Origin of the sequence: Methylobacterium sp. J-059, from assembly GCF_022829485.1 — a bacterium.
Taxonomy (GTDB): Bacteria; Pseudomonadota; Alphaproteobacteria; order Rhizobiales; family Beijerinckiaceae; genus Methylobacterium.
In genome coordinates this window covers 24,934-44,691 of sequence record NZ_JAKSYA010000185.1, presented here as the reverse complement: position 1 = coordinate 44,691, position 19,758 = coordinate 24,934, and the positions used below count along the sequence as shown (strand labels likewise).

General features: G+C 70.2%; 16 protein-coding genes and 1 pseudogene. 8 read left to right on the top strand and 9 right to left on the bottom strand.

The window, feature by feature from the left end:
• The 3 genes and pseudogenes from MKK55_RS28450 to rnd form a co-directional block, all read right to left on the bottom strand.
• Positions 1-346, bottom strand: a pseudogene (locus MKK55_RS28450) (PQQ-dependent dehydrogenase, methanol/ethanol family); the annotation flags it as partial.
• 684 nt (positions 347-1,030) lie between these two features.
• Positions 1,031-1,321, bottom strand: coding sequence for a hypothetical protein (locus MKK55_RS28445; RefSeq protein ID WP_243939065.1), 291 nt, complete (start codon positions 1,319-1,321; stop codon positions 1,031-1,033).
• 127 nt (positions 1,322-1,448) lie between these two features.
• Positions 1,449-2,603, bottom strand: a complete 1,155-nt coding sequence (rnd, locus tag MKK55_RS28440; RefSeq protein ID WP_147728090.1) for a ribonuclease D — start codon at positions 2,601-2,603, stop codon at positions 1,449-1,451.
• Positions 2,604-2,833: 230 nt separating this feature from the next.
• Between rnd and aspS the strand changes: the two genes are divergently transcribed.
• The 4 genes from aspS to MKK55_RS28420 all read left to right on the top strand — a co-directional run bounded on the left by aspS (position 2,834) and on the right by MKK55_RS28420 (position 6,997).
• Positions 2,834-4,648, top strand: a complete 1,815-nt coding sequence (gene aspS, locus MKK55_RS28435; protein ID WP_243939064.1) for an aspartate--tRNA ligase — start codon at positions 2,834-2,836, stop codon at positions 4,646-4,648.
• A 68-nt stretch (positions 4,649-4,716) separates the two neighbouring features.
• The gene (locus MKK55_RS28430) at positions 4,717-5,586 is read left to right on the top strand and encodes a glycosyltransferase family 2 protein (protein WP_243939063.1); all 870 of its coding nucleotides are present in this window, start codon (positions 4,717-4,719) and stop codon (positions 5,584-5,586) included.
• Complete coding sequence (locus MKK55_RS28425; protein ID WP_243939062.1) at positions 5,583-6,662, top strand: acyltransferase family protein; 1,080 nt, start codon at positions 5,583-5,585, stop codon at positions 6,660-6,662. Before MKK55_RS28430 ends, MKK55_RS28425 begins: the two co-directional genes overlap by 4 nt.
• Entirely contained in the window at positions 6,659-6,997 is a 339-nt protein-coding gene (locus tag MKK55_RS28420; protein ID WP_243939061.1) for a hypothetical protein, read from the top strand. The genes MKK55_RS28425 and MKK55_RS28420 overlap by 4 nt, the downstream gene beginning before the upstream one ends.
• Here MKK55_RS28420 and MKK55_RS28415 read toward each other — a convergent pair.
• Positions 6,967-7,218 (bottom strand): DUF3297 family protein, encoded by a 252-nt coding sequence (locus MKK55_RS28415; protein WP_147726094.1) that lies wholly within the window; start codon positions 7,216-7,218, stop codon positions 6,967-6,969. The genes MKK55_RS28420 and MKK55_RS28415 overlap by 31 nt on opposite strands.
• A 53-nt stretch (positions 7,219-7,271) precedes the next feature.
• Positions 7,272-7,892 carry a CatB-related O-acetyltransferase gene (locus tag MKK55_RS28410; protein ID WP_243939060.1) on the bottom strand — a complete coding sequence of 207 codons (621 nt, stop codon included), beginning with the start codon at positions 7,890-7,892 and terminating at the stop codon, positions 7,272-7,274.
• Positions 7,893-7,946: 54 nt separating this feature from the next.
• Here MKK55_RS28410 and MKK55_RS28405 point away from each other — a divergent pair, with 54 nt between their 5' ends.
• Entirely contained in the window at positions 7,947-10,277 is a 2,331-nt protein-coding gene (locus MKK55_RS28405) for an NADP-dependent malic enzyme (protein WP_147726093.1), read from the top strand.
• Positions 10,278-10,342: 65 nt separating this feature from the next.
• The gene (locus tag MKK55_RS28400; RefSeq protein ID WP_243939068.1) at positions 10,343-11,788 is read left to right on the top strand and encodes an acetamidase/formamidase family protein; all 1,446 of its coding nucleotides are present in this window, start codon (positions 10,343-10,345) and stop codon (positions 11,786-11,788) included.
• Between the two features lie 42 nt (positions 11,789-11,830).
• Here the strand turns inward: MKK55_RS28400 and ppx are convergent, their stop codons facing one another.
• From ppx to MKK55_RS28380, 4 genes are all read right to left on the bottom strand, one after another.
• Positions 11,831-13,372 (bottom strand): exopolyphosphatase, encoded by a 1,542-nt coding sequence (ppx, locus tag MKK55_RS28395; protein WP_147726092.1) that lies wholly within the window; start codon positions 13,370-13,372, stop codon positions 11,831-11,833.
• A gap of 109 nt (positions 13,373-13,481) precedes the next feature.
• Positions 13,482-15,677 carry an RNA degradosome polyphosphate kinase gene (locus MKK55_RS28390; RefSeq protein ID WP_409566141.1) on the bottom strand — a complete coding sequence of 732 codons (2,196 nt, stop codon included), beginning with the start codon at positions 15,675-15,677 and terminating at the stop codon, positions 13,482-13,484.
• 310 nt (positions 15,678-15,987) lie between these two features.
• Entirely contained in the window at positions 15,988-16,698 is a 711-nt protein-coding gene (locus MKK55_RS28385) for a hypothetical protein (RefSeq protein WP_243938414.1), read from the bottom strand.
• A 47-nt stretch (positions 16,699-16,745) separates the two neighbouring features.
• Positions 16,746-17,837: an AI-2E family transporter gene (locus MKK55_RS28380; protein WP_243939056.1), complete on the bottom strand. Its 1,092-nt coding sequence runs from the start codon at positions 17,835-17,837 to the stop codon at positions 16,746-16,748.
• 182 nt (positions 17,838-18,019) lie between these two features.
• Between MKK55_RS28380 and purM the strand changes: the two genes are divergently transcribed.
• A complete protein-coding gene (gene purM / locus MKK55_RS28375; protein ID WP_243939054.1) occupies positions 18,020-19,087 on the top strand; it encodes a phosphoribosylformylglycinamidine cyclo-ligase in 1,068 nt (355 codons plus the stop codon).
• A complete protein-coding gene (gene purN, locus MKK55_RS28370) occupies positions 19,087-19,743 on the top strand; it encodes a phosphoribosylglycinamide formyltransferase (RefSeq protein ID WP_243939052.1) in 657 nt (218 codons plus the stop codon). The genes purM and purN overlap by 1 nt, the downstream gene beginning before the upstream one ends.
• Positions 19,744-19,758 lie beyond the last annotated feature (15 nt).

The following is a 19,758-nucleotide window of genomic DNA, read 5'->3' as shown; positions in this document are numbered from 1 at the left end:
CCTGATTCGGATAGTACCTACACACGATCTTGGCACAATGGTCGAGGTAGAGAGAGTAGAAGATGTTCGGGAACGGCGTGTGGACGTACATCATGTTGAAGAAGAAGAGAGGAGAGAAATAGTGGAAGAGAAAGGAGTTGGTTGTGGGGGTGTGTGGGAGGGATGGGTTCTTGACGTTGCCCGCGTTTGTCTGGTCTGGCTTCCGATGGGGGGTGTTGGAGTAGTGTAAAGTATGAAGAAACTGCTCGGCCGGGTTCGCCAGATGCTTCATCAGATCGTCGTTCGCGATCGCCGGGGCGGCAACCGCAAGGCTCGCGCCAAGCGCGAGAAGATGAACCGCTCTCATGTGTGTTCCTCCGACAAGTCTTGATGCCTTCCGGACACGACGCAGACCGCGTCGAGAAGACCTGACCTGACTCTTTGCGACAGGGATCGATTTGCTTCGGTAGCGGGCAGGAAATCGACGACTTTGGGTCGCCGAGCCAGAGGCCGCCATCCCTGAGGCGGCCCCCTCGAAACCGAAGCTTGAACGAACTCTAAGAGATTTTTGAGCCTCGTCAACTCGGTTCGGGCGCCTCCGATAGGGTTGTGCGCAAGTCGCCGCACCCTCGCGGGAAGACCAGGGTCGTTGACGCGCCGCAAAAACTTATTGTGCATCGCACAAAAAGAGGTCATGCCCAGGTGTTGTGCTTCGGCATGAGCGGCAAACACATGCGCCGTTTGCAGCTTGAGCTTCGACATTCGCGTTTTTCATGCGTTCGGTGCACGGTGCGCTGCCGCTTCGCGCGGCATGACGCGGCATCGCCTTGGCAATGGGCAGATGCGCTGCAAAATCCGGTCGCGACACCGCTGAGGATGCTTCGCGGTCAAGCTTAGGTGATTTCCTGCCGCTTCTGCGCGCTCTGGTCGCATGAAACCGCCGTCGGCGACCCAGAACGGCATTTTTCTGCGCCGAGCGATGTCGAGAATCGCCGTCTCAACGGTGGTCATCCGGGAAGGAGGATTGCCTCGCAGGCCGGCCGCGACGATCTCAGGCGAGGGGCCCGACGGCGCCGGTGCTCTCGAACTCGGCGGCGTCGCCGACGAGGTCGGTGAGCGAGATCGCGAGGGTCCGGCCGGTCTTCAGGCGCAGGGTGGAGTCCGGGATCAGCCAGATCGGGCGCAGGCCGGCATGGCTTCCGTGAAGGCTGCCATGGGCCGTGACGACGGATGCCCGCCGTTCCACGATCACCCGGTAGCGGATGCGGACGGTTCCGCAGCCCTCCGCCGAGAGGGTGCCCCGCCCGGTCAGCGTCTGGAGGACTTCGTTGGGTTCGTGCATCGGATGCGACGTGGGGCCCTGGGACGTTTCGGCAATCGCATTGCCATTTAGTCCCGGTCCGTCCCCGTGTCACGGGTTCGCCTGCGATGGTCTCGCGTCGATGACCGGATGCCGGCCGATCGCCGGTTCAGGCCAGCGACCGCACCACGATGCGCCCGCCCTCGGCGGAGAGCGCGAGGCGACCGTGCTTCAGGTCGAGCGCCTTGCTGCCGAAGAGCTCGCGGCGCCAGCCCTGGAGCAGCGGCACGTCGGCCGCGTCGTCGTCGGCCACCGCTTCGAGATCGTCCACCGTGGCGATGATCTTCGGCGCGACGCCCTCGGTCTCGCACACCGCCTTCAGAAGCACTTTCAGCAACTCGACCAGCGCCCCGTTGCCGCCGCTGCGGCCGCGGCCGCGCTCGGGCAGCGCGATCTCGCCGACGTCGCGGGCGAACCCGCGCTCGACGGCGGCGAGGATGTCGGTACCGGTGCGCGAGCGCTCGAAGCCCGCCGGGATCGAGCGCAAGCGGCCGAGCGCCTCGACGCTGCGCGGCGCCGAGGTCGCGACGTCGATCACCGCCTCGTCCTTCAGGATGCGCCCGCGCGGCACGTTGCGCGTCTGCGCCTCGCGCTCGCGCCAGGCCGCGACCTCCATCAGCACCGCGATCTCGCGCGGCTTGCGCATCCGCCCCGACAGGCGGCGCCAGGCCTGAGCCGGGTCGGCGCGATAGGTGTCGGGCGAGGTCAGCACCGCCATCTCCTCGTCGAGCCACTGCCCGCGGTCGTCGCGCACGAGGTCGGCGACCAGCTTCTCGTACACGGTCACCAGATGGGTGACGTCCGACAGGGCGTAGGAGAGCTGCGCGTCCGAGAGCGGGCGCCGCGACCAGTCAGTGAAGCGCGAGGACTTGTCGATCTTCGCCTTGGCCACGTCGTTGACCAGCTGCTCGTAGGACACGGAGTCGCCGTAGCCGCAGACCATCGCCGCGACCTGGGTGTCGAAGAACGGCTGCGGCAGCAGCCCGCCCATCAGCCAGATGATCTCGAGGTCCTGGCGGGCGGAATGGAACACCTTCACCACGCCCTCGTCCGCCATCAGGTCGACGAAGGGCTGGAGGTCGATGCCGTCCGCCAGCGGATCGACCAGCACGCCGGTCCCGTCCGGCGCCGCCATCTGGATCAGGCAGAGCTTGGGGTAATAGGTCGTCTCGCGCATGAACTCCGTGTCCACGGTGACGAAGCTCTGCGCGGCGAGGCGGTCGCAGGCGTCGCGGAGCGCCTGCGTCGTACTGATCAGATCCATGCCCCCGGCTATATCGGAGGTTTCTTGTAAAGGGGAGCCGGATGCGCCGGCATCCCCATCGATCCTCAGGTTCGACGTCCCCGAGGACCTGAGCCGTCTTCGCTGGGCCCGCGGTTCCGCCGGGCATCCGCGACGGCGAGGCTCGGCACCCGGCCGCCCGGTCCTGCGGCGCGCCTTGACTTCGCCCCCCTCGCGTGAATGGTGCCGCGCTTCCATTCCAAGGTTTTGCGATGCACCGTTACCGGACCCATACCTGCGGGGCGCTGCGCCCATCCGATGTCGGCGCATCCGTCCGCCTCTCCGGCTGGTGCCACCGCATCCGCGACCATGGCGGCGTGCTCTTCATCGACCTGCGCGACCATTACGGGCTGACGCAGTGCGTGGTCGATTCGGATTCGCCGGCCTTCAAGGCGGCCAACACCGTGCGCTCGGAATGGGTCGTGCGCCTCGACGGGCGCGTCCGCACCCGGCCGGCCGGGACCGAGAACGCCGAGCTGCCGACCGGCGCGGTCGAGGTCTACATCGACGAGCTCGAGGTGCTGGGCGCGGCCGCCGAGCTGCCGCTGCCGGTCTTCGGCGACCTCGAGTACCCCGAGGAGACCCGCCTGCGGTACCGCTTCCTCGACCTGCGCCGCGAGAAGCTGCACGCTAACATCATGAAGCGCGGCGCGATCGTCGACTCGCTGCGTCGGCGCATGCGCGAGGGCGGGTTCTTCGAGTTTCAGACGCCGATCCTCACGGCATCGAGCCCCGAGGGCGCACGCGACTACCTCGTCCCCTCCCGCGTCCATCCCGGGAAATTCTACGCGCTGCCGCAGGCACCGCAGCAGTTCAAGCAGCTGACGATGATCGCCGGCTTCGACCGCTACTTCCAGATCGCGCCCTGCTTCCGCGACGAGGATGCGCGCGCGGACCGCTCGCCGGGCGAGTTCTACCAGCTCGACATCGAGATGAGCTTCGTCACCCAGGAGGACGTGTTCCAGGCGGTCGAGCCGGTTCTGCACGGGGTGTTCAAGGAGTTCGCCGGCGACAAGCGCGTCACCGACGTGTTTCCGCGCATCACCTACGCCGACGCGATGCTGAAGTACGGCGTCGACAAGCCCGACCTGCGCAACCCGCTGCTCATCGCCGACGTCACGGCCGAGTTCGCCGAGGACGCGGTCGAGTTCAAAGCGTTCAAGGGCGTGATCAAGTCCGGCGGCGTGGTCCGCGCGATCCCGGCGACGGGCGCGGCGACGCAGCCGCGCTCGTTCTTCGACAAGCTCAACGACTTCGCCCGCGCCGAGGGCGCGCCCGGGCTCGGCTACGTGGTGTTCGAGGAGGTCGACGACGCCCTCACGGGCAAGGGCCCGATCGCCAAGTTCATTCCCGCGCCGATCCTGGCGCGGATCGCCGAGAAGACCGGGACGAAGGCGGGCGACGCGGTCTTCTTTTCCGCCGGCACCGAGGCGAAGGCCGCGGCGCTCGCCGGCAAGGCACGCATCCGCATCGGCGACGACCTCGGCCTGTCCGACAAGGACCAGTTCGCGTTCTGCTGGATCACCGACTTCCCGATGTTCGAGTGGAACGAGGACGAGAAGCACATCGACTTCTCGCACAACCCGTTCTCGATGCCGAACTTCGACCACGACGCCTTCCTGGCGCTCGGCGAAGGCGACGACGCCAAGATCCTCGACATCAAGGCGTTCCAGTACGACATCGTCTGCAACGGCATCGAGCTGTCGTCGGGCGCGATCCGGAACCACAAGCCCGAGATCATGGAGAAGGCCTTCGCGATCGCGGGCTACGGGCGCGACGTGCTCGAAGCCAAGTTCGGCGGCATGCTCAACGCGCTGCGCCTCGGCGCCCCGCCGCACGGCGGCATCGCGCCGGGTGTCGACCGCATCGTGATGCTGCTCTGCGAGGAGCCGAACATCCGCGAGGTGGTGCTGTTCCCGATGAACCAGCGCGCCGAGGACCTGATGATGGGCGCTCCCTCCGAGGCGACCCCGAAGCAGCTTCGCGAGCTGCACATCCGCCTGAACCTGCCTGAGAAGAAGGCGTGACCCCACGCGTCCTTCCCTCCCCCCGCAGAAGGGGGAGGGAAAAGCGGTCGCCCCGGGGAGTCCGTTAAGTGCCCAGCCTCGTCGCCGTCGTCGTCGCGCATGACAGCGCCGAGGCTCTGCCGGCCTGCCTGTCGGCGCTCGCGGCCGAGCATGTGCCGGCGATCGTCGTCGACAATGCGAGCCGCGACCGATCGGCGGAGATCGCGGAGGCGGCCGGCGCGCAGGTGGTCCGCAACGCTCGGAACGAGGGCTACGGCCGCGCCAACACCCTCGGCGTCCGCGTTGCCGCGCAGGCCCGCTACGTGCTGATCCTCAACCCCGACGTGATCCTGCGGCCGGGCGCGGCCGACGCCCTGCTCGCCGCCGCCGAGCGCTGGCCGGAGGCCGGATTGTTCGCGCCGCGCATCGTCGAGCCGGACGGCCGGTTCTTCTACCAGCCGCGCTCCCTGCTGGCGCCGTACCTCACCAACCCGCGCGGGCGCCGCGACCTGCCCGCGGGCGATGCCTGCGCGCCGTTCCTGTCCGGCGCGTGCCTGATGATCGAGCGGACGTTCTTCCTGGCGCTCGGCGGCTTCGACGAGCGGATCTTCCTGTTCTACGAGGACGACGACCTCTGTCGCCGCATCGCCGATGCGGGCCGCGCCCTCGTCCACGTGCACGGCGCCGAGGTCCTGCACGGGCGCGGGCGCTCCTCGGCGCCGGAGCGCGGCCGGATGTTCCGCACCCGCTGGCACCAGGCGTGGTCGCGCGCCTACGTCGCCCGCAAGTACGGGCTCGCCGACCCCATCCTGCCGGGGCTCGCGGCCAACGCGCTCAAGGCCTGCCTGTCCCTGCTGGTCCTGCGGCGTGCCGGCGTCGAGCGCTACGGCGGCTCGGCCGCGGGCGCCTGGGCCGCGCTGCGGGGCCGGTCCGCGCTGGCCCGCGAGGGCCTCGAATGACCCGCGCCGCGACGGTGGCGGACGCGCTGGCCCGCCCGCACAACGGCTTCTCCGGCCTTCGCCTGGCGCTCGCGCTGGCGGTGGTGGTCTCGCATGCCTTCAGCGTCACCAGCGGCAACGCCCTCGACGAGCCGCTGGCGCGGGCGACCGGCTTCACTCTCGGCGAGCACGCGGTGAACGGCTTCTTCGCGGTGTCGGGCTTCCTCGTGACGATGAGCTTCGACCGGCGCGGCCTCGTCGACTACCTCATCGCACGGACCCTGCGCATCCTGCCGGGGCTCGTCGCCGCGACGCTGCTGGTCGCCCTCGTCCTCGGCGCCGCGATGAGCACGCTGCCGCTCGGCGAGTATCTGCGCGATGGCGGCGTCTGGCGCTTCGTGCGTGGCACGCTGACCACCTTCAAGAGCAACGCGTCGCTGCCGGGCGTCTTTCCCGACAACCCGTATCGCAGCCCGCTCGGCACGGTCTGGACCCTGAAATACGAAACCCTGTGCTATCTGGGCGTCGTCGCCGCCGGCCTCGTCGGCGCGTTGCGGACGCGCTTGGTGGTGCCGCTGATCGCCGCCGGCTTCGCGATCGCGCTCCTGATCGCGGATGCGAGGCATCCCGACCTGCCGAAGGGCCTTGAGACGGCGTTGCGGCTGCCGCTGATCTTCGCGATCGGCGCGGCGCTCTACGCCGGAAGGGCATCCGTGCGCCTCTCGGTTGTCCCGCTCGCGATCCTGGCGCTGGCTTGCCTCCTGGCGCGCCACACCCCGCTCTACCGCACGCTGCTGTTCACGGCGGAAGGCTACGGCGCAATCTGGCTCGGGCTGTCGCCCTGGCTGTCGCGCAAGGCCTTCGACCCGGCGGCGGACCTTTCCTACGGGATCTACCTCTACGGCTGGCCGGTGCAGCAGAGCCTGCATGCTTCGTGGCCCGGTGCTTCCCCGGCGCTGCTGCTGATCCCGGCGCTCGCGCTGACGATCCCGGTGGCCGCGGTCTCGTGGTACGCCATCGAGCGGCCGGCGCTGCGGCTGAAGACGCGGACCCTGGGCCGCCGCGCCCTCGGCACCATCGAGCCGGCCGGTCCGTGACCGGCTCGGGCGCACGCGCCCTGCCCCCGGCCGCGGCGCTCGCGCACGCGGCGCGGCTTCTCGCCGAGCACGGTTTCCGGGTGACCGCGCGCAACGAGCGCGGCGACAGCCTGTACCTGCAACGCGCGGAATGCGGCTTCGCCCTGCGGCTCTCGAACCACGCCCGGACGGCCAAGCAGCGGCAACGCCGCACCGACGTGCTGGCGAGCCTCGTGGTCCGGGATGCGCGCAGCCCGGAGCAGGTCGCGGCCCTGGTCGCGGGTGCCCTGCGCGATTTCGACCTGGCGCGCGGCCGGCGCGAGGCTCAGGCCTCGGGTGCGGCGTCGCGGAAGTAGGGCTCGACTGTGCCCTTGAGCTTCACCGTCATCGGGTTGCCGGCGCGGTCCAGGGTCTTGCCGGCGCTGAGGCGGACCCAGCCCTCGCTGACGCAATATTCCTCGACGTTGGTCTTCTCGACGCCCTTGAAGCGGATGCCGATGCCGCGCTCCAGAATGGTTTCGTCGTAGAACGGGCTGTTCGGGTTCACGGCGAGGCGGTCGGGGGGCGTCTGGGACATCGGTCGGACCTTCGGGCGGGCGCTCAAGTGCGATCGGCCCGCGGGTAAGGGATTCAGGCAGGCGGTGCAACGGCGCGGGCGGCGGCGATCAGCTCGGGGATGCGCCCGCTCTGCAGCAGCGGCACCAGCGTCGCCACCGCCGCATGCGGCAGGTCCCACCAGGCGCAGGCGACGAGGTCCGCCACCGTCGCCGCGTCGAAGCGGGTGCGCACGACCCGGGCCGGGTTGCCGGCGACGATTGCGTAGGGCGGCACGTCGCGCGTGACCACGGCGTGCGCCGCCACCACCGCGCCGTGCCCGACCGTGACCCCGGACAGGATCAGGCAGCCCGAGCCGAGCCAGACGTCGTGCCCGATCGACACGTCCCCGTGCGAGGCGTGGTACCCGGCCGGCGCGTCCGCATCCGGCCACAGCCCGCGCATCGCGGCGAAGGGATAGGTCGAGGCCCAGTCGAGGCGATGGTCGCCGCCGAGCAGGATCTCGACCTTGTCGGCGATGGAACAATAGCGGCCGATCGTCAGCCTCCGCCCGGATTCGGCGAATCGCACCTTCGGGCGGCCGTACGAATAGGCACCGATGGAGAATCCGTGGGCGCGCACCAGCTTTTCCAGGTGGATCCGCGTCTCGTTGTTCGGGTTGCGCCCGCTGCGCAGCCGGTGCAACAGGGCCTTCATGCGAGGGCGTTCGGCGCCACACGACGTACGCGCCTGATCGAGGGAGAATGGGCCATGGGCGACAACATGTCCGAGGATCTCAAGTCAGGGGCTCTCGTCTATCACCGCCTCCCGCGCCCCGGAAAGCTCGAGATCCAGGCGACCAAGCCGCTCGGCAACCAGCGCGACCTGGCGCTGGCCTACTCGCCCGGCGTCGCCGCCGCCTGCGAGGCGATCGCGGCCGACCCGCAGGAGGCCGCGACCCTCACCATCCGCCAGAACCTCGTCGCCGTGCTCACCAACGGCACCGCCGTGCTCGGCCTCGGCAACATCGGCCCGCTCGCCTCGAAGCCGGTGATGGAGGGCAAGGCGGTCCTGTTCAAGAAGTTCGCCGGCATCGACGTGTTCGACATCGAGGTCGACCAGCTCGACGTCGCCAAGCTCGTCGACGTGGTGTGCTCGCTGGAGCCGACCTTCGGCGGCATCAACCTGGAGGACATCAAGGCGCCGGAATGCTTCGAGGTCGAGGAGCAGTGCCGCGCCCGTATGAACATCCCGGTCTTCCACGACGACCAGCACGGCACCGCGATCATCGTGGCGGCGGCCGTGCTTAACGCGCTCGAGCTCGCCGGCAAGCAGCTGTCGGACGTCCGCATCGTCACCTCGGGCGCCGGCGCGGCGGCCCTGGCCTGCCTCAACCTGCTGGTCTCGCTCGGCGCGACCCGTGAGAACATCACGGTCACCGACATCAAGGGCGTGGTCTACAAGGGCCGCACCGAGCTGATGGACCGTTGGAAGGACGTCTACGCCCAGGAGACCGAGGCGCGGACGCTGGCCGAGGTCATCCCCGGCGCCGACGTGTTCATCGGCCTCTCGGCCGGCGGCGTGCTCAAGCCCGAATACCTCGAGAAGATGGCCGAGAAGCCGCTGATCATGGCGCTGGCCAACCCCTATCCCGAGATCATGCCCGACCTGGCGCAGGAGAAGCGCCCCGACGCGATGATCTGCACTGGGCGCTCGGACTTCCCGAACCAGGTCAACAACGTCCTGTGCTTCCCCTACATCTTCCGCGGCGCGCTCGACGTCGGCGCGCGCAGCATCAACGAGGAGATGAAGAAGGCGGCGGTGAAGGCCATCGCCGCGCTCGCCCGCGAGACCCCCTCCGACGTGGTGGCCCGTGCCTATGGCGGCGAGGCCCGGCCGTTCGGGCCGCGCTCGCTGATCCCGAGCCCGTTCGACCCGCGACTGATCCTGCGCATCGCGCCGGCCGTCGCCCAGGCGGCGATGGATTCCGGCGTCGCCGGCCGCCCGGTCGAGAACATCGCGGCCTACGCCGAATCCCTCGATCGGTTCGTCCACCGCTCCGGCTTCATCATGAAGCCGCTGTTCTCCAAGGCGAAGGAGAATCCCAAGCGCGTGATCTACGCCGAGGGCGAGGACGAGCGCGTGCTGCGCGCGGTCCAGGCCATCGTCGAGGACGGCGTCGCCAAGCCGATCCTCGTCGGCCGCCCGCGGGTGGTCGAGACCCGGCTCAAGCGCTTCGGCCTTTCGATCCAGGAGGGCCGCGACTTCGAGCTGATCGATCCCGAGGACGATCCGCGCTACCGCTCCTACGTCCAGACCTACCTCGACATCGCCGGGCGCCGCGGCATCACGCCGGATGCGGCCCGCACGCTGGTGCGCACCAACACCACGATCATCGGCGCCATCGCCGTGCGCCGCGGCGAGGCCGACGCGCTGATCTGCGGGCTCGAAGGCCGGTTCGAGACGCGCCTGCGCATCATCCGCGACATCATCGGGCTGTCGCCCGGCGTGACGCAATGCGCCGCGATGAGCCTGATCGTCACGAAGAAGGGCGCCTACTTCCTCGCCGACACGCATGTGCGCCAGGATCCGAGCGCGGAGGAGATCGCCGAGCTCGCCGTCGCCTGCGCCGGGCACGTCACGCGCTTCGGCATCACCCCGAAGATCGCGCTGCTCAGCCATTCCGACTTCGGCCAGTCCGACACGCCCTCGGCGATGAAGATGCGGGCGGCTCTGGGCCTGATCAACGACCGTGCGCCCGAGCTTCAGGTCGACGGCGAGATGCAGGCCGATTCCGCGCTGTCCGAGATCGTCCGCGATCGGGTGCTGCCGGGCTCGCGCCTGAAGGGCGCGGCCAACGTGCTGATCTTCCCGAACCTGGACGCGGCCAACATCGCCTACCAGTTCGCCAAGGTGCTCGCCGACGCCCTCCCGGTCGGCCCGCTGCTGATCGGCCCGGCCAAGCCCGCCCACATCCTGACGCCGTCGGTCACGGCGCGCGGCATCGTCAACGTGACGACCGCGGCGGTGGTCGAGGCCCAGGCGGGCGGCGGCCAGATGCTCGACTCGGCCGAGCCCGGCGCGGGCATGCTGTCGGAGTAGCGGCCCGGGACTCTGGCCGTGTCCTTGCATTTCCCGATCCGAGTGGGATGCCGGGGGTCGAGACGATGTGCCAGGGCGACGATCCGAACTGCGCGGCGTTCGCGGAGCACCGCCGCCGCTTCCTCGGCGATCTCGCGCCCGAGCGACGCGCCTTCCTGAAGAGCGGCTTCGTCGCCACGGGCGGCGCTGCCGCGCTCGCGGCCGGCGGCTTGTCCCTGGTCACGCCCGCCCTCGCCCAGACCAGCGCGGCGCGCGGACCGCGGCAGGCGACGCACCAGATGCTGCCAGCCAACGCCGACACGGTGCACTGGGGCTACTTCAGCAAGAACCTGAAGCCGCAGGTCGAGATCGCGTCGGGCGACTTCGTCACGATCGAGACCCTCACGCATCAGGCCAGCGACGATGCCGAGCGGATGATCCAGGGCGATCCGGGTGCCGAGAGCGTCTATCTGTGGACCAAGGACAAGAAGGGCGTCGCGCGGCGCGGGGCGGGCCCGGAGGATGCCAAGCTCGGGCCGGGCGGCGGTCTCGGCGTCCACATCTGCACCGGCCCGGTGGCGATCCGCGGAGCCGAGCCGGGCGACGTGCTGGAGGTCCGCATCCTCGACGTCGCGCCGCGGCCCTGCGCCAACCCGAAGTTCAAGGGCCTGGCGTTCGGAAGCAACGCCGCCGCCTGGTGGGGCTACCACTACAAGGACCTCATCACCGGCGACCGGCCGCGCGAGGTGGTGACGATCTACGAGGTCGACGCCACCGGCACGCGCGACTGGGCGAAGGCGGTCTACAGCTTCCGCTGGCCCGGCGTGACCGACCCGAACGGGATCGCGCACCCGACGATCGACTATCCGGGGCTGCTGGTCGATCACACCAAGACCGAGCGCAACTTCGACGTCCTGAAGGGCATCCGCGTGCCGATCCGCCCCCATTTCGGGACGATGGGCCTGGCGCCGGCCGAAGCCGACATGGTGAACTCGATCCCGCCGAGCTACACCGGCGGCAACATCGACAACTGGCGCATCGGCAAGGGGGCGACGATGTACTATCCGGTCGCCGTGCCGGGTGCGCTGTTCTCGGTCGGCGATCCGCATGCCAGCCAGGGCGATTCGGAACTCTGCGGCACCGCGATCGAGTGCTCGCTCACCGGCACGTTCCAGTTCGTGCTGCACAAGAAGCAGGACCTGCCCGGCACCGCGCTCGAGAGCCTCGACTTCCCGATGATCGAGACGCGCGACGAGTGGGTCCTCTCGGGCTTCAGCTATCCGAACTACCTCAAGGACCTCGGGCCGGCCGCGCAGGACGCGATCTTCCAGAAGTCCTCGATCGACCTCGCGATGCGCGACGCCTTCCGCAAGATGCGGCAGTTCCTGATGCACGCGAAGGGACTGACCGAGGACGAGGCGATCTCGCTGATGTCGATCGCGGTCGATTTCGGCATCACGCAGGTGGTCGACGGCAACTGGGGCGTCCACGCCATCGTGAAGAAGGCGATCTTCGCCGAGCGAACGGCTTGAGCCCCGACCGGAGCGCCACGCTCCGGTCCCATACCCGGATTGTCACCCGACGCGGACGCGCCCTTCCAGGCCGGCGATGCGGGCGAGACCCCGGACGCGGTTGAGCAGGCGGTCGCCGTTCAGCGCGTCCCATTCGGGCGGCAGGCTCAGGACGACGCGGCCGTCCTCGATGCTGAGCGGCATGCGGCGGAGCGCGCCTTCCATGCCGGCGGTCATCGGGAAGGCGACGCGCAGCAGCGCGCCGATGAGGCGGGCGCGCTCGAACAGGCGCGGGCCCGCGAGCGCCCGCAGCATCGGGTTCGCCTTCTCCGGGGCGACGCCCTCGTGGCGGAAGTAGATCGCCAGGGCGAGGAAGCCGCGGCCGGGATGGTCGATGCCGACGAAGGCCGCGTTCTGGATGATCGCGATGCTCTGCTCGCCGCGGTAGTCGGGATGCGCCCGCCAGCCGATGTCGGACAGGAGGCAGGCGGCGTGGCGCAGCCGGCGCTCGTCGGCGGTCTCCGGCCCGTCCAGCGCCGCCACGAACCGGTCGGTCCAGGCGATCAGCTCGTCGGCGTGGCGCGGCGAGCGCGCGCGCAGCTGGTTCAGCTCGGCGCAGGAGGCGAGCAGCGGATCGAGCGCCCGGGTCTCGCGGTCGACCTGCTCGTAGAGCAGGCCCTCGCGCACGCCGGAGGCCGAGATCGCGACCTCGCGCGGGCGGCCGACGCGGATGATCTCCTCCAGCACCACCGCGCCGTAGGCCAGGAGCGGTCGCCGCGCCTCGGAGATCGCCTCGACGTCCTGCAGCGTCGCGGCGTCGGATTGCTCGACGACCTGGAGGAAGCTCAGCTCGTCCGTCGGCTCGACGCTGTAGCCGTGCATCACGTGGACGGGATATTGCCGCGCGGCCTGGTGCAGGCGGGCGAGCGCCCGCCAGGTGCCGCCGACGGCGTAGAAGGTGCGGCCGCGCAGGGTCTCGAGCTGCGGCGCGGCCTTCTTCATGTGCTCGCGCACGATCTTGCCGGCCTTCTTCAGCGAGCCGCCGGAGAGGTCCTGCAGCGCGAGGCCGCCGAGCGGCATCGTCACGCCCTGCCCGACCACGGCGCCGCGCACGTCGACGAGCTCCAGCGAGCCGCCGCCGAGGTCGCCGACCACGCCGTCCGGCGCATGGAAGCCCGAGACCACGCCGAGCGCCGACAGCTCGGCCTCGCGCCGCCCCGACAGCAGCTCGATGCGCGTGCCGCAGGCCGCCTCGGCGGCCTCGAGGAAGGCGGGCCCGTTGGAGGCGTCGCGGGCGGCGGCGGTGGCGAGGACGAACAGCCGCGAAACCCGCATGGTCTCGCACAGCACCCGGAAGCGGGCGAGCGCGGCGAGCGCCCGCCGCACCGCCTCGTCGTTGAGGCGGCCGGTGGTGAGGACGTTGCGGCCGAGCCCGCACAGGACCTTCTCGTTGTAGAGCGGCGTCGGGGCCCGGCTCAGGCCGTCATAGGCGACGAGGCGGACCGAGTTCGAGCCGATGTCGATGATCGCGACGGGCGCGTTGACCAAGGCCGGCTCCCGGTCGGCGGAATGGGCGAGCGTGAGGTTGGCGCGATGGGGACCCAAGCAACGACCTCGCTGTATGATACCGATCGGCTCGTCGAACGCACGTCTGGATGACCCGGCGGCGCGATCCGCACCGCCCGATCCGTGTATCCGGCCCGGGGCCGGACGATCAGCCCCGCTGCGCGCGACGGCTGAGAGCCCGCGGGCTCGACTTCTTCGACGACTTGCCGCGGCCGGACAGGCTCGGGTTCGTCATGAAGTACTTGTGCGCGTTGAACGGTTCCTCGCCCTCGGCGGGGTGGATGCGCTCGGCGCCGCCCGATGCCAGTACACGCCAGCTCTGGCGGTTGTCGAGAAGGTTGGCCAGCATGATCTGGTCGAGAACCTGTTGATGGACCGTCGGGTTGCTGATCGGCAGCAGCGACTCGACGCGGCGGTCCAGGTTGCGGCTCATCAGGTCGGCCGAGGAGATGTAGACCGTCGCCTTCGGGTGCGGCAGCCCGACGCCGTTGCCGAAGGCGTAGATGCGCCCGTGCTCGAGGAAGCGCCCGACGATCGACTTCACGCGGATCGTCTCGGACAGGCCCGGCACGCCCGGCCGCAGGCAGCAGATGCCGCGGACCACGCAGTCGATCTGCACGCCCTCCTGCGAGGCATCGTAGAGCGCGTCGATGATCTGCGCGTCGACCAGCGAGTTGCACTTGATCCAGATCGCGGCAGGCCGGCCCGCCCTGGCGTGGGCCGCCTCCGCCTCGATGTCTGCCAGCAGCCGCGCCTTGGCGGTCAGGGGCGAGACCGACATCCGCTCCAGCTGCGCCGGCTCGGCGTAGCCGGTGATGAAGTTGAAGATCCGCGAGACGTCGCGCGCCACCGCCGGGTCGGCGGTGAAGAACGACAGGTCGGTGTAGATGCGCGCGGTGATCGGGTGATAGTTGCCGGTGCCGACGTGGCAGTAGGTCACGAGCTTGTCGCCCTCGCGCCGCACCACCATCGACAGCTTGGCGTGGGTCTTCAGCTCGACGAAGCCGAACACCACCTGCGCGCCGGCCTTCTCGAGGTTGCGCGCCCAGCGGATGTTGGCCTCCTCGTCGAAGCGCGCCTTCAGCTCGACCAGCGCGGTGACCGACTTGCCGAGCTCGGCGGCCTCGGCGAGCGCCGCGACGATCGGCGAGTTCGACGACGTGCGGTAGAGCGTCTGCTTGATCGCGACGACGTTCGGGTCGCGCGCGGCCTGCGCCAGGAACTGCACCACCGAATCGAACGATTCGTAAGGGTGGTGGACGCAGAAATCCTTTTGGCGGATCGCCGCGAACACGTCGCCGCCGCTCTCGCGGATGCGCTCGGGGAAGCGCGGATTGTACGGCTTGAACTTGAGGTCGGGCCGGTCGATCCCGACGATCTGCGACAGCTCGTTGAGCGCCAGCATGCCCTCGACGATGAACACCGCGTCCGCGCCGATCTCGAGCTCGTCGCAGACGAAGCTGCGCAGGTCCTCCGGCATGCCGGACTCGACCTCGAGGCGGATGACGATGCCGCGGCGGCGCTGCTTCAGCGCGGTCTCGAAATGCAGGACGAGGTCCTCCGCCTCCTCCTCGATCTCGAGGTCCGAGTCCCGGATCACCCGGAAGGCGCCCTGCCCCTTCACCAGGTAGCCCGGGAACAGGCGCCCGGTGAACAGCACGATCACCTGCTCGATCGCGATGAAGCGCGCGACCGTGTCGTCCTCGATCGCCGGAAGCCGCACGAAGCGGTCGAGCACGCCCGGCATGCGGATCAGCGCGCGCAGCACGCGGCCGTCGCGCGGGCGCATCAGCATCAGCGCGATGGTGGTGCCTAGGTTCGGGATGAACGGGAACGGGTGTGCCGGGTCGATCGCCAGCGGCGTCAGCACCGGGAAGACGTGGTTGAGGAAGTACTCCTCCAGCCACGCGGCGTGCTCCGGGCGCAGGGCGTCGGGCTCGACCAGGGCGACGACGCCGTCGAGCTCCTCGCGCAGCTCGCGCCAGCGCGCCTGCTGGTCCTCCGCGAGCTTCGACACGCCGGTGCCGATGCGCGCGAGCTGCTCGGACGGCGACAGCCCGTCCTGCGACGGCAGCGTCAGCCCGGCGCGGACCTGATCGTGCAGGCCGGCGACTCGGACCATGAAGAACTCGTCGAGGTTGTTGGCGGAGATCGAGAGGAAGCGCAGCTTCTCCAGCAGCGGATGCGACGGGTTCGCGGCCTCTTCGAGAACGCGCCGGTTGAACTGCAGCCACGACAGCTCGCGGTTGACGAAGCGCTCCGGCGAAAGCCGCAGGGCACGGCCGGCCTCAAGGATCGTCTCGCGCGCGGCCTTGTCGTCGTCGGCCGCCGGCGGCTCGGGGATCTCGGCGGTGGTCGGCCACTCGTCGCCGGCGGCCTCGGATGCTGAGGGACGGCGCGAGGTCCGTGCTGATGCCGGCGCCCGGCGCGGCGCGCGCTTCGGCGCCGCGTCGTCTCCGGCTTCGGTGACGTCGTTCGCACGATCGAGGGCGTCCACGTTCGATTCGATGTCCGACAACCCTGCCACTCCTCACCTGCCGCCTGTCGCGGCGTCCCTAACATGGGTGCTCTGCCGGAATGCGACACTGCCGTGACGGTCGGCGACGGGCGAGCCCGTTCCTCGGCGATGGCCGGCGGCGTCCGACCGATCGCGATCAGTCGTCCTCGTCGTCGCCGCCATCCGCGATCCCGAGGCGTTCGAGGACCGCGAGCGCCAGCGGCCGCGTGATGCGGCGGCCGCGGCCGAGGGCGTCGCGGTCGAGCTCGGTCACCACCTCGCGGGCGCGCCCGAGGGAGCGGTCGATCCGCAGGGCGACGGCGTCGATCACCCGGAGATCGACCACGAGCTGCCGATCGACGAACAGCTTGACGATGACCGCGCGCAGCAGCGCGTCGTCGGGCTCGCGGATCGCGACGCCCGGCGCCAGCCTCAGGCGCGAGCGCAGGTCGGCCACCGTCAGGCCGATCTGGTCGATCGCCGCGCCGCTGGTCAGCAGCACCGGGCATTTTCGCTCGCGGGCGAGGTTGAGCAGGTGGAACAGGGCGGCCTCGTCGCGGCCCGGGCGGTCGATGTCCTCGATCACCAGGGCGCCGTTCGAGATGCAGTGGGTCACGGTCTCCGCCGTGACCTCGGCCGCCGGCACGGTCCAGGCATGGGCCCGCGTCGCCCAGATCGAGGCGAGATGGCTCTTGCCGCTGCCCGGCGGGCCGGTGAGCACGAGCACGGTGTCCGGCCAATCGGGCCAGGCCTCGATCGACGCGTAGGCGGCCTCGTTGGCCGTGCCGACCAGGAAATCCTCGCGGCCGTAGCGCGGATCGAGCGGCAGGTCGAAGGCCAGTTGCTTCGGGGGGGCGTTCTCGCGCATGCGGCGCCCAGGGTGACCGTGCCGGCCCGACAGTCAAGCGCCAAGGCTCAAGGCCGCGGCACCTCGATCAGCACCGGCTGCTCGGCGTGGTAGAGCCGGCTCTGCAGGTAGCGCGACAGGGCGAAGCGCACGACGACGCCGATCGAGGCCGCAACCGGCACTGCGAGCAGCAGCCCGAGGAAGCCGAACAGCGAGCCGAAGGCGAGCAGCGCGAACATCAGCCAGACCGGATGCAGGCCGACGGATTCGCCGACGAGTTTGGGCGCGATCACGTTGCCCTCAAGGAACTGCCCGACGAGGAACACGCCCACCGTCAGCCCGAGATGCAGCCAGTCCGAGCCCGGCCAGAACTGCACCAGCGCGACGCCGACCGAGAGCAGGAAGCCGGTGAGTGTGCCGACATACGGGATGAAGGTGAGGAAGCCGGCGATCAGCCCGATCAGCACGCCGAAGTTCAGCCCGACGAGCCAGAGGCCGGCCGCGTAGAAGGTGCCGAGGATCAGGCAGACCAGCGTCTGGCCGCGGACGAAGCCGATGATCGCCCGATCGATCTGCGCGGCGAGCCGGCGCACCGTCGTGCGGTGGCGCGGCGGCACCCAGGTGTCGAGCGTCGCGATCATCCGGTCCCAGTCGACGAGGATGTAGAACGCGACCACCGGCGTCACCACCAGCAGCGAGATCACCGAGATCACGGCCTGCGAGCCGGACCAGATCGACTTGAGGAAGGCGAGCAGCCATGCGCCGCCCTGCGTCGCGAGGGTCCCGACGGAGGATTGCAGCTCGTTGACCACGTCGGCGCCGCCGAGCCGCTGCAGCACCGGGCCGGCCCGCTCGGCGATGATGCCCTGCAGCCGTCCGATCATGCCGGGCAGGCTGTTGATCAGCGCCGCCACCTGGTTGGCGGCGAGCGGCACCAGGATCAGCAGCGACACGATCAGGCCGGCGACGAACATCGCCAGGATCAGCAGGCTCGCCGTTAGCCGACCGAGGCCGAGGCGCTCGAGCCGGTCGGCCAGCGGATCGAGCAGGTAGGCGAGCGCGATGCCGGCCACGAAGGGCAGCATCACCTCCCGCAGCAGGTAGACCACGATGCCGAGGGCGACGAGCGCCGCCAGACCGATCACAGCCCTGCCGCGCATCGACGCCCTCCCCTGCGAACTCGCGTGGGGACAGTGGGAAGGCGGTTCCGAACGGTCAAGGCGGCCGCCGGTGCCCGCCGTGCCACGGAGCGGCCGCGGCGCGTCATTTTCTTGTGGCCCGACGGGTTCGGTCGGCGCGAATCTCGGCTAAAGCAGCCCCGGACCACAGGAACGGAACGCCGATGACGGCCGAGACCACGAACGGGCTGACCTACGTGCATGCGGGCGTCGACATCGATGCCGGCAACGCGATGGTCGAGACCATCAAGCCGCTGGTGCGCGCCACGCGCCGGCCCGGGGCCGACGCGGAGATCGGCGGGTTCGGCGGCCTGTTCGACCTCAAGGCCGCGGGCTTCAAGGACGCGATCCTGGTGGCCGCCAACGACGGCGTCGGCACCAAGGTGAAGGTCGCGATCGAGACCGGTCGGCACGACACGATCGGCATCGACCTCGTGGCGATGTGCGTTAACGACATCATCGTCCAGGGCGCCGAGCCGCTGTTCTTCCTCGACTACTACGCCACCGGCAAGCTCGTGCCGGGCGTCGGCGCCGACATCGTCCGCGGCATCGCCGAGGGCTGCCGCCAGGCCGGCTGCGCCCTGATCGGCGGCGAGACCGCCGAGATGCCGGGCCTCTACGACGGCGCCGACTACGACCTCGCCGGGTTCTCGGTCGGCGCGGCCGAGCGCGGCACCCTTCTGCCGAAGCCCGGCATCCACGCCGGAGACGTGGTGCTCGGCCTGCCCTCCTCCGGCGTGCACTCGAACGGCTTCTCGCTGGTCCGCCGCATCGTCGCGCGCACCGGCCTGGCCTGGGACGCGGCCGCGCCGTTCGCCCCCGGAAGGACGCTGGGCGAGGCGTTGCTGGAGCCGACGCGGATCTACGTGAAGCCGCTGCTCGCGGTGTTGAAGGCGACCGACGGGATCAAGGCGCTCGCCCACATCACCGGCGGCGGCTTCCCGGACAACCTGCCCCGCGTCCTGCCCGACGACGTCGGCATCACGATCGACCTCGATGCAGTCCGCCCGCCGCCGGTCTTCGGCTGGCTCGCGCGGGAGGGCGGCGTCGCCGAGGCCGAGATGCTGCGCACCTTCAACTGCGGCATCGGCATGGTGCTGGTGGTCGCCGAGGACCGCGCCGAGGCGGTGATTCGGGCCCTCGCCGAGGCCGGCGAGGCACCGGTGCGGCTCGGGGCGATCACCGCCCGCGGCCCGGAGCCCGTCGCGTTCACCGGCCGCCTCGCGCTCTGATGGCGGCGATGCCCAGAACGCGCGTCGCGATCCTGATCTCGGGCCGCGGCTCGAACATGGTCTCGCTGATCGAGGCGGCGAAGGCGCCGGATTACCCGGCCGAGATCGTGCTGGTGCTCTCGAACCGGCCGGAGGCCGGCGGCCTCGCCCATGCGCGTTCCGTCGGCATCCCGGCGCACGCGATCGACCACACCACGTTCTCGGACCGCGCGACCTTCGACGCCGCGCTCGACGCCGAGCTGCGCGCGGCCGGCATCGAGCTGGTGTGCCTCGCCGGCTTCATGCGGATCTTCTCGGCGGGCTTCGCCGAGGCCTGGGCCGGGCGGATGATCAACATCCACCCGTCCCTGCTGCCGCTGTTCAAGGGCACGCACACCCACGCGCAGGCGCTCGCCGCCGGCGTCCGCCTCCACGGCTGCACGGTGCATTACGTGGTGCCGGAACTCGATGCCGGCCCGATCGTGGCGCAGGCGGCGGTCCCGGTGCGTTCGGGCGACGATCCCGACAGCCTCGCGGCGCGGGTGATCGTGCAGGAGCACAGGCTCTACCCGGCAGCGCTCGCGCTGGTGGCGGGGGGGCGTGCCCGGTTGGAGGGCGAGCGCGTCGTGATCGACGACGATCGCGGCGCGGCCGACGCGGCCCTGCTGAGCCTGTAGCGTTCCGCGCCTTCC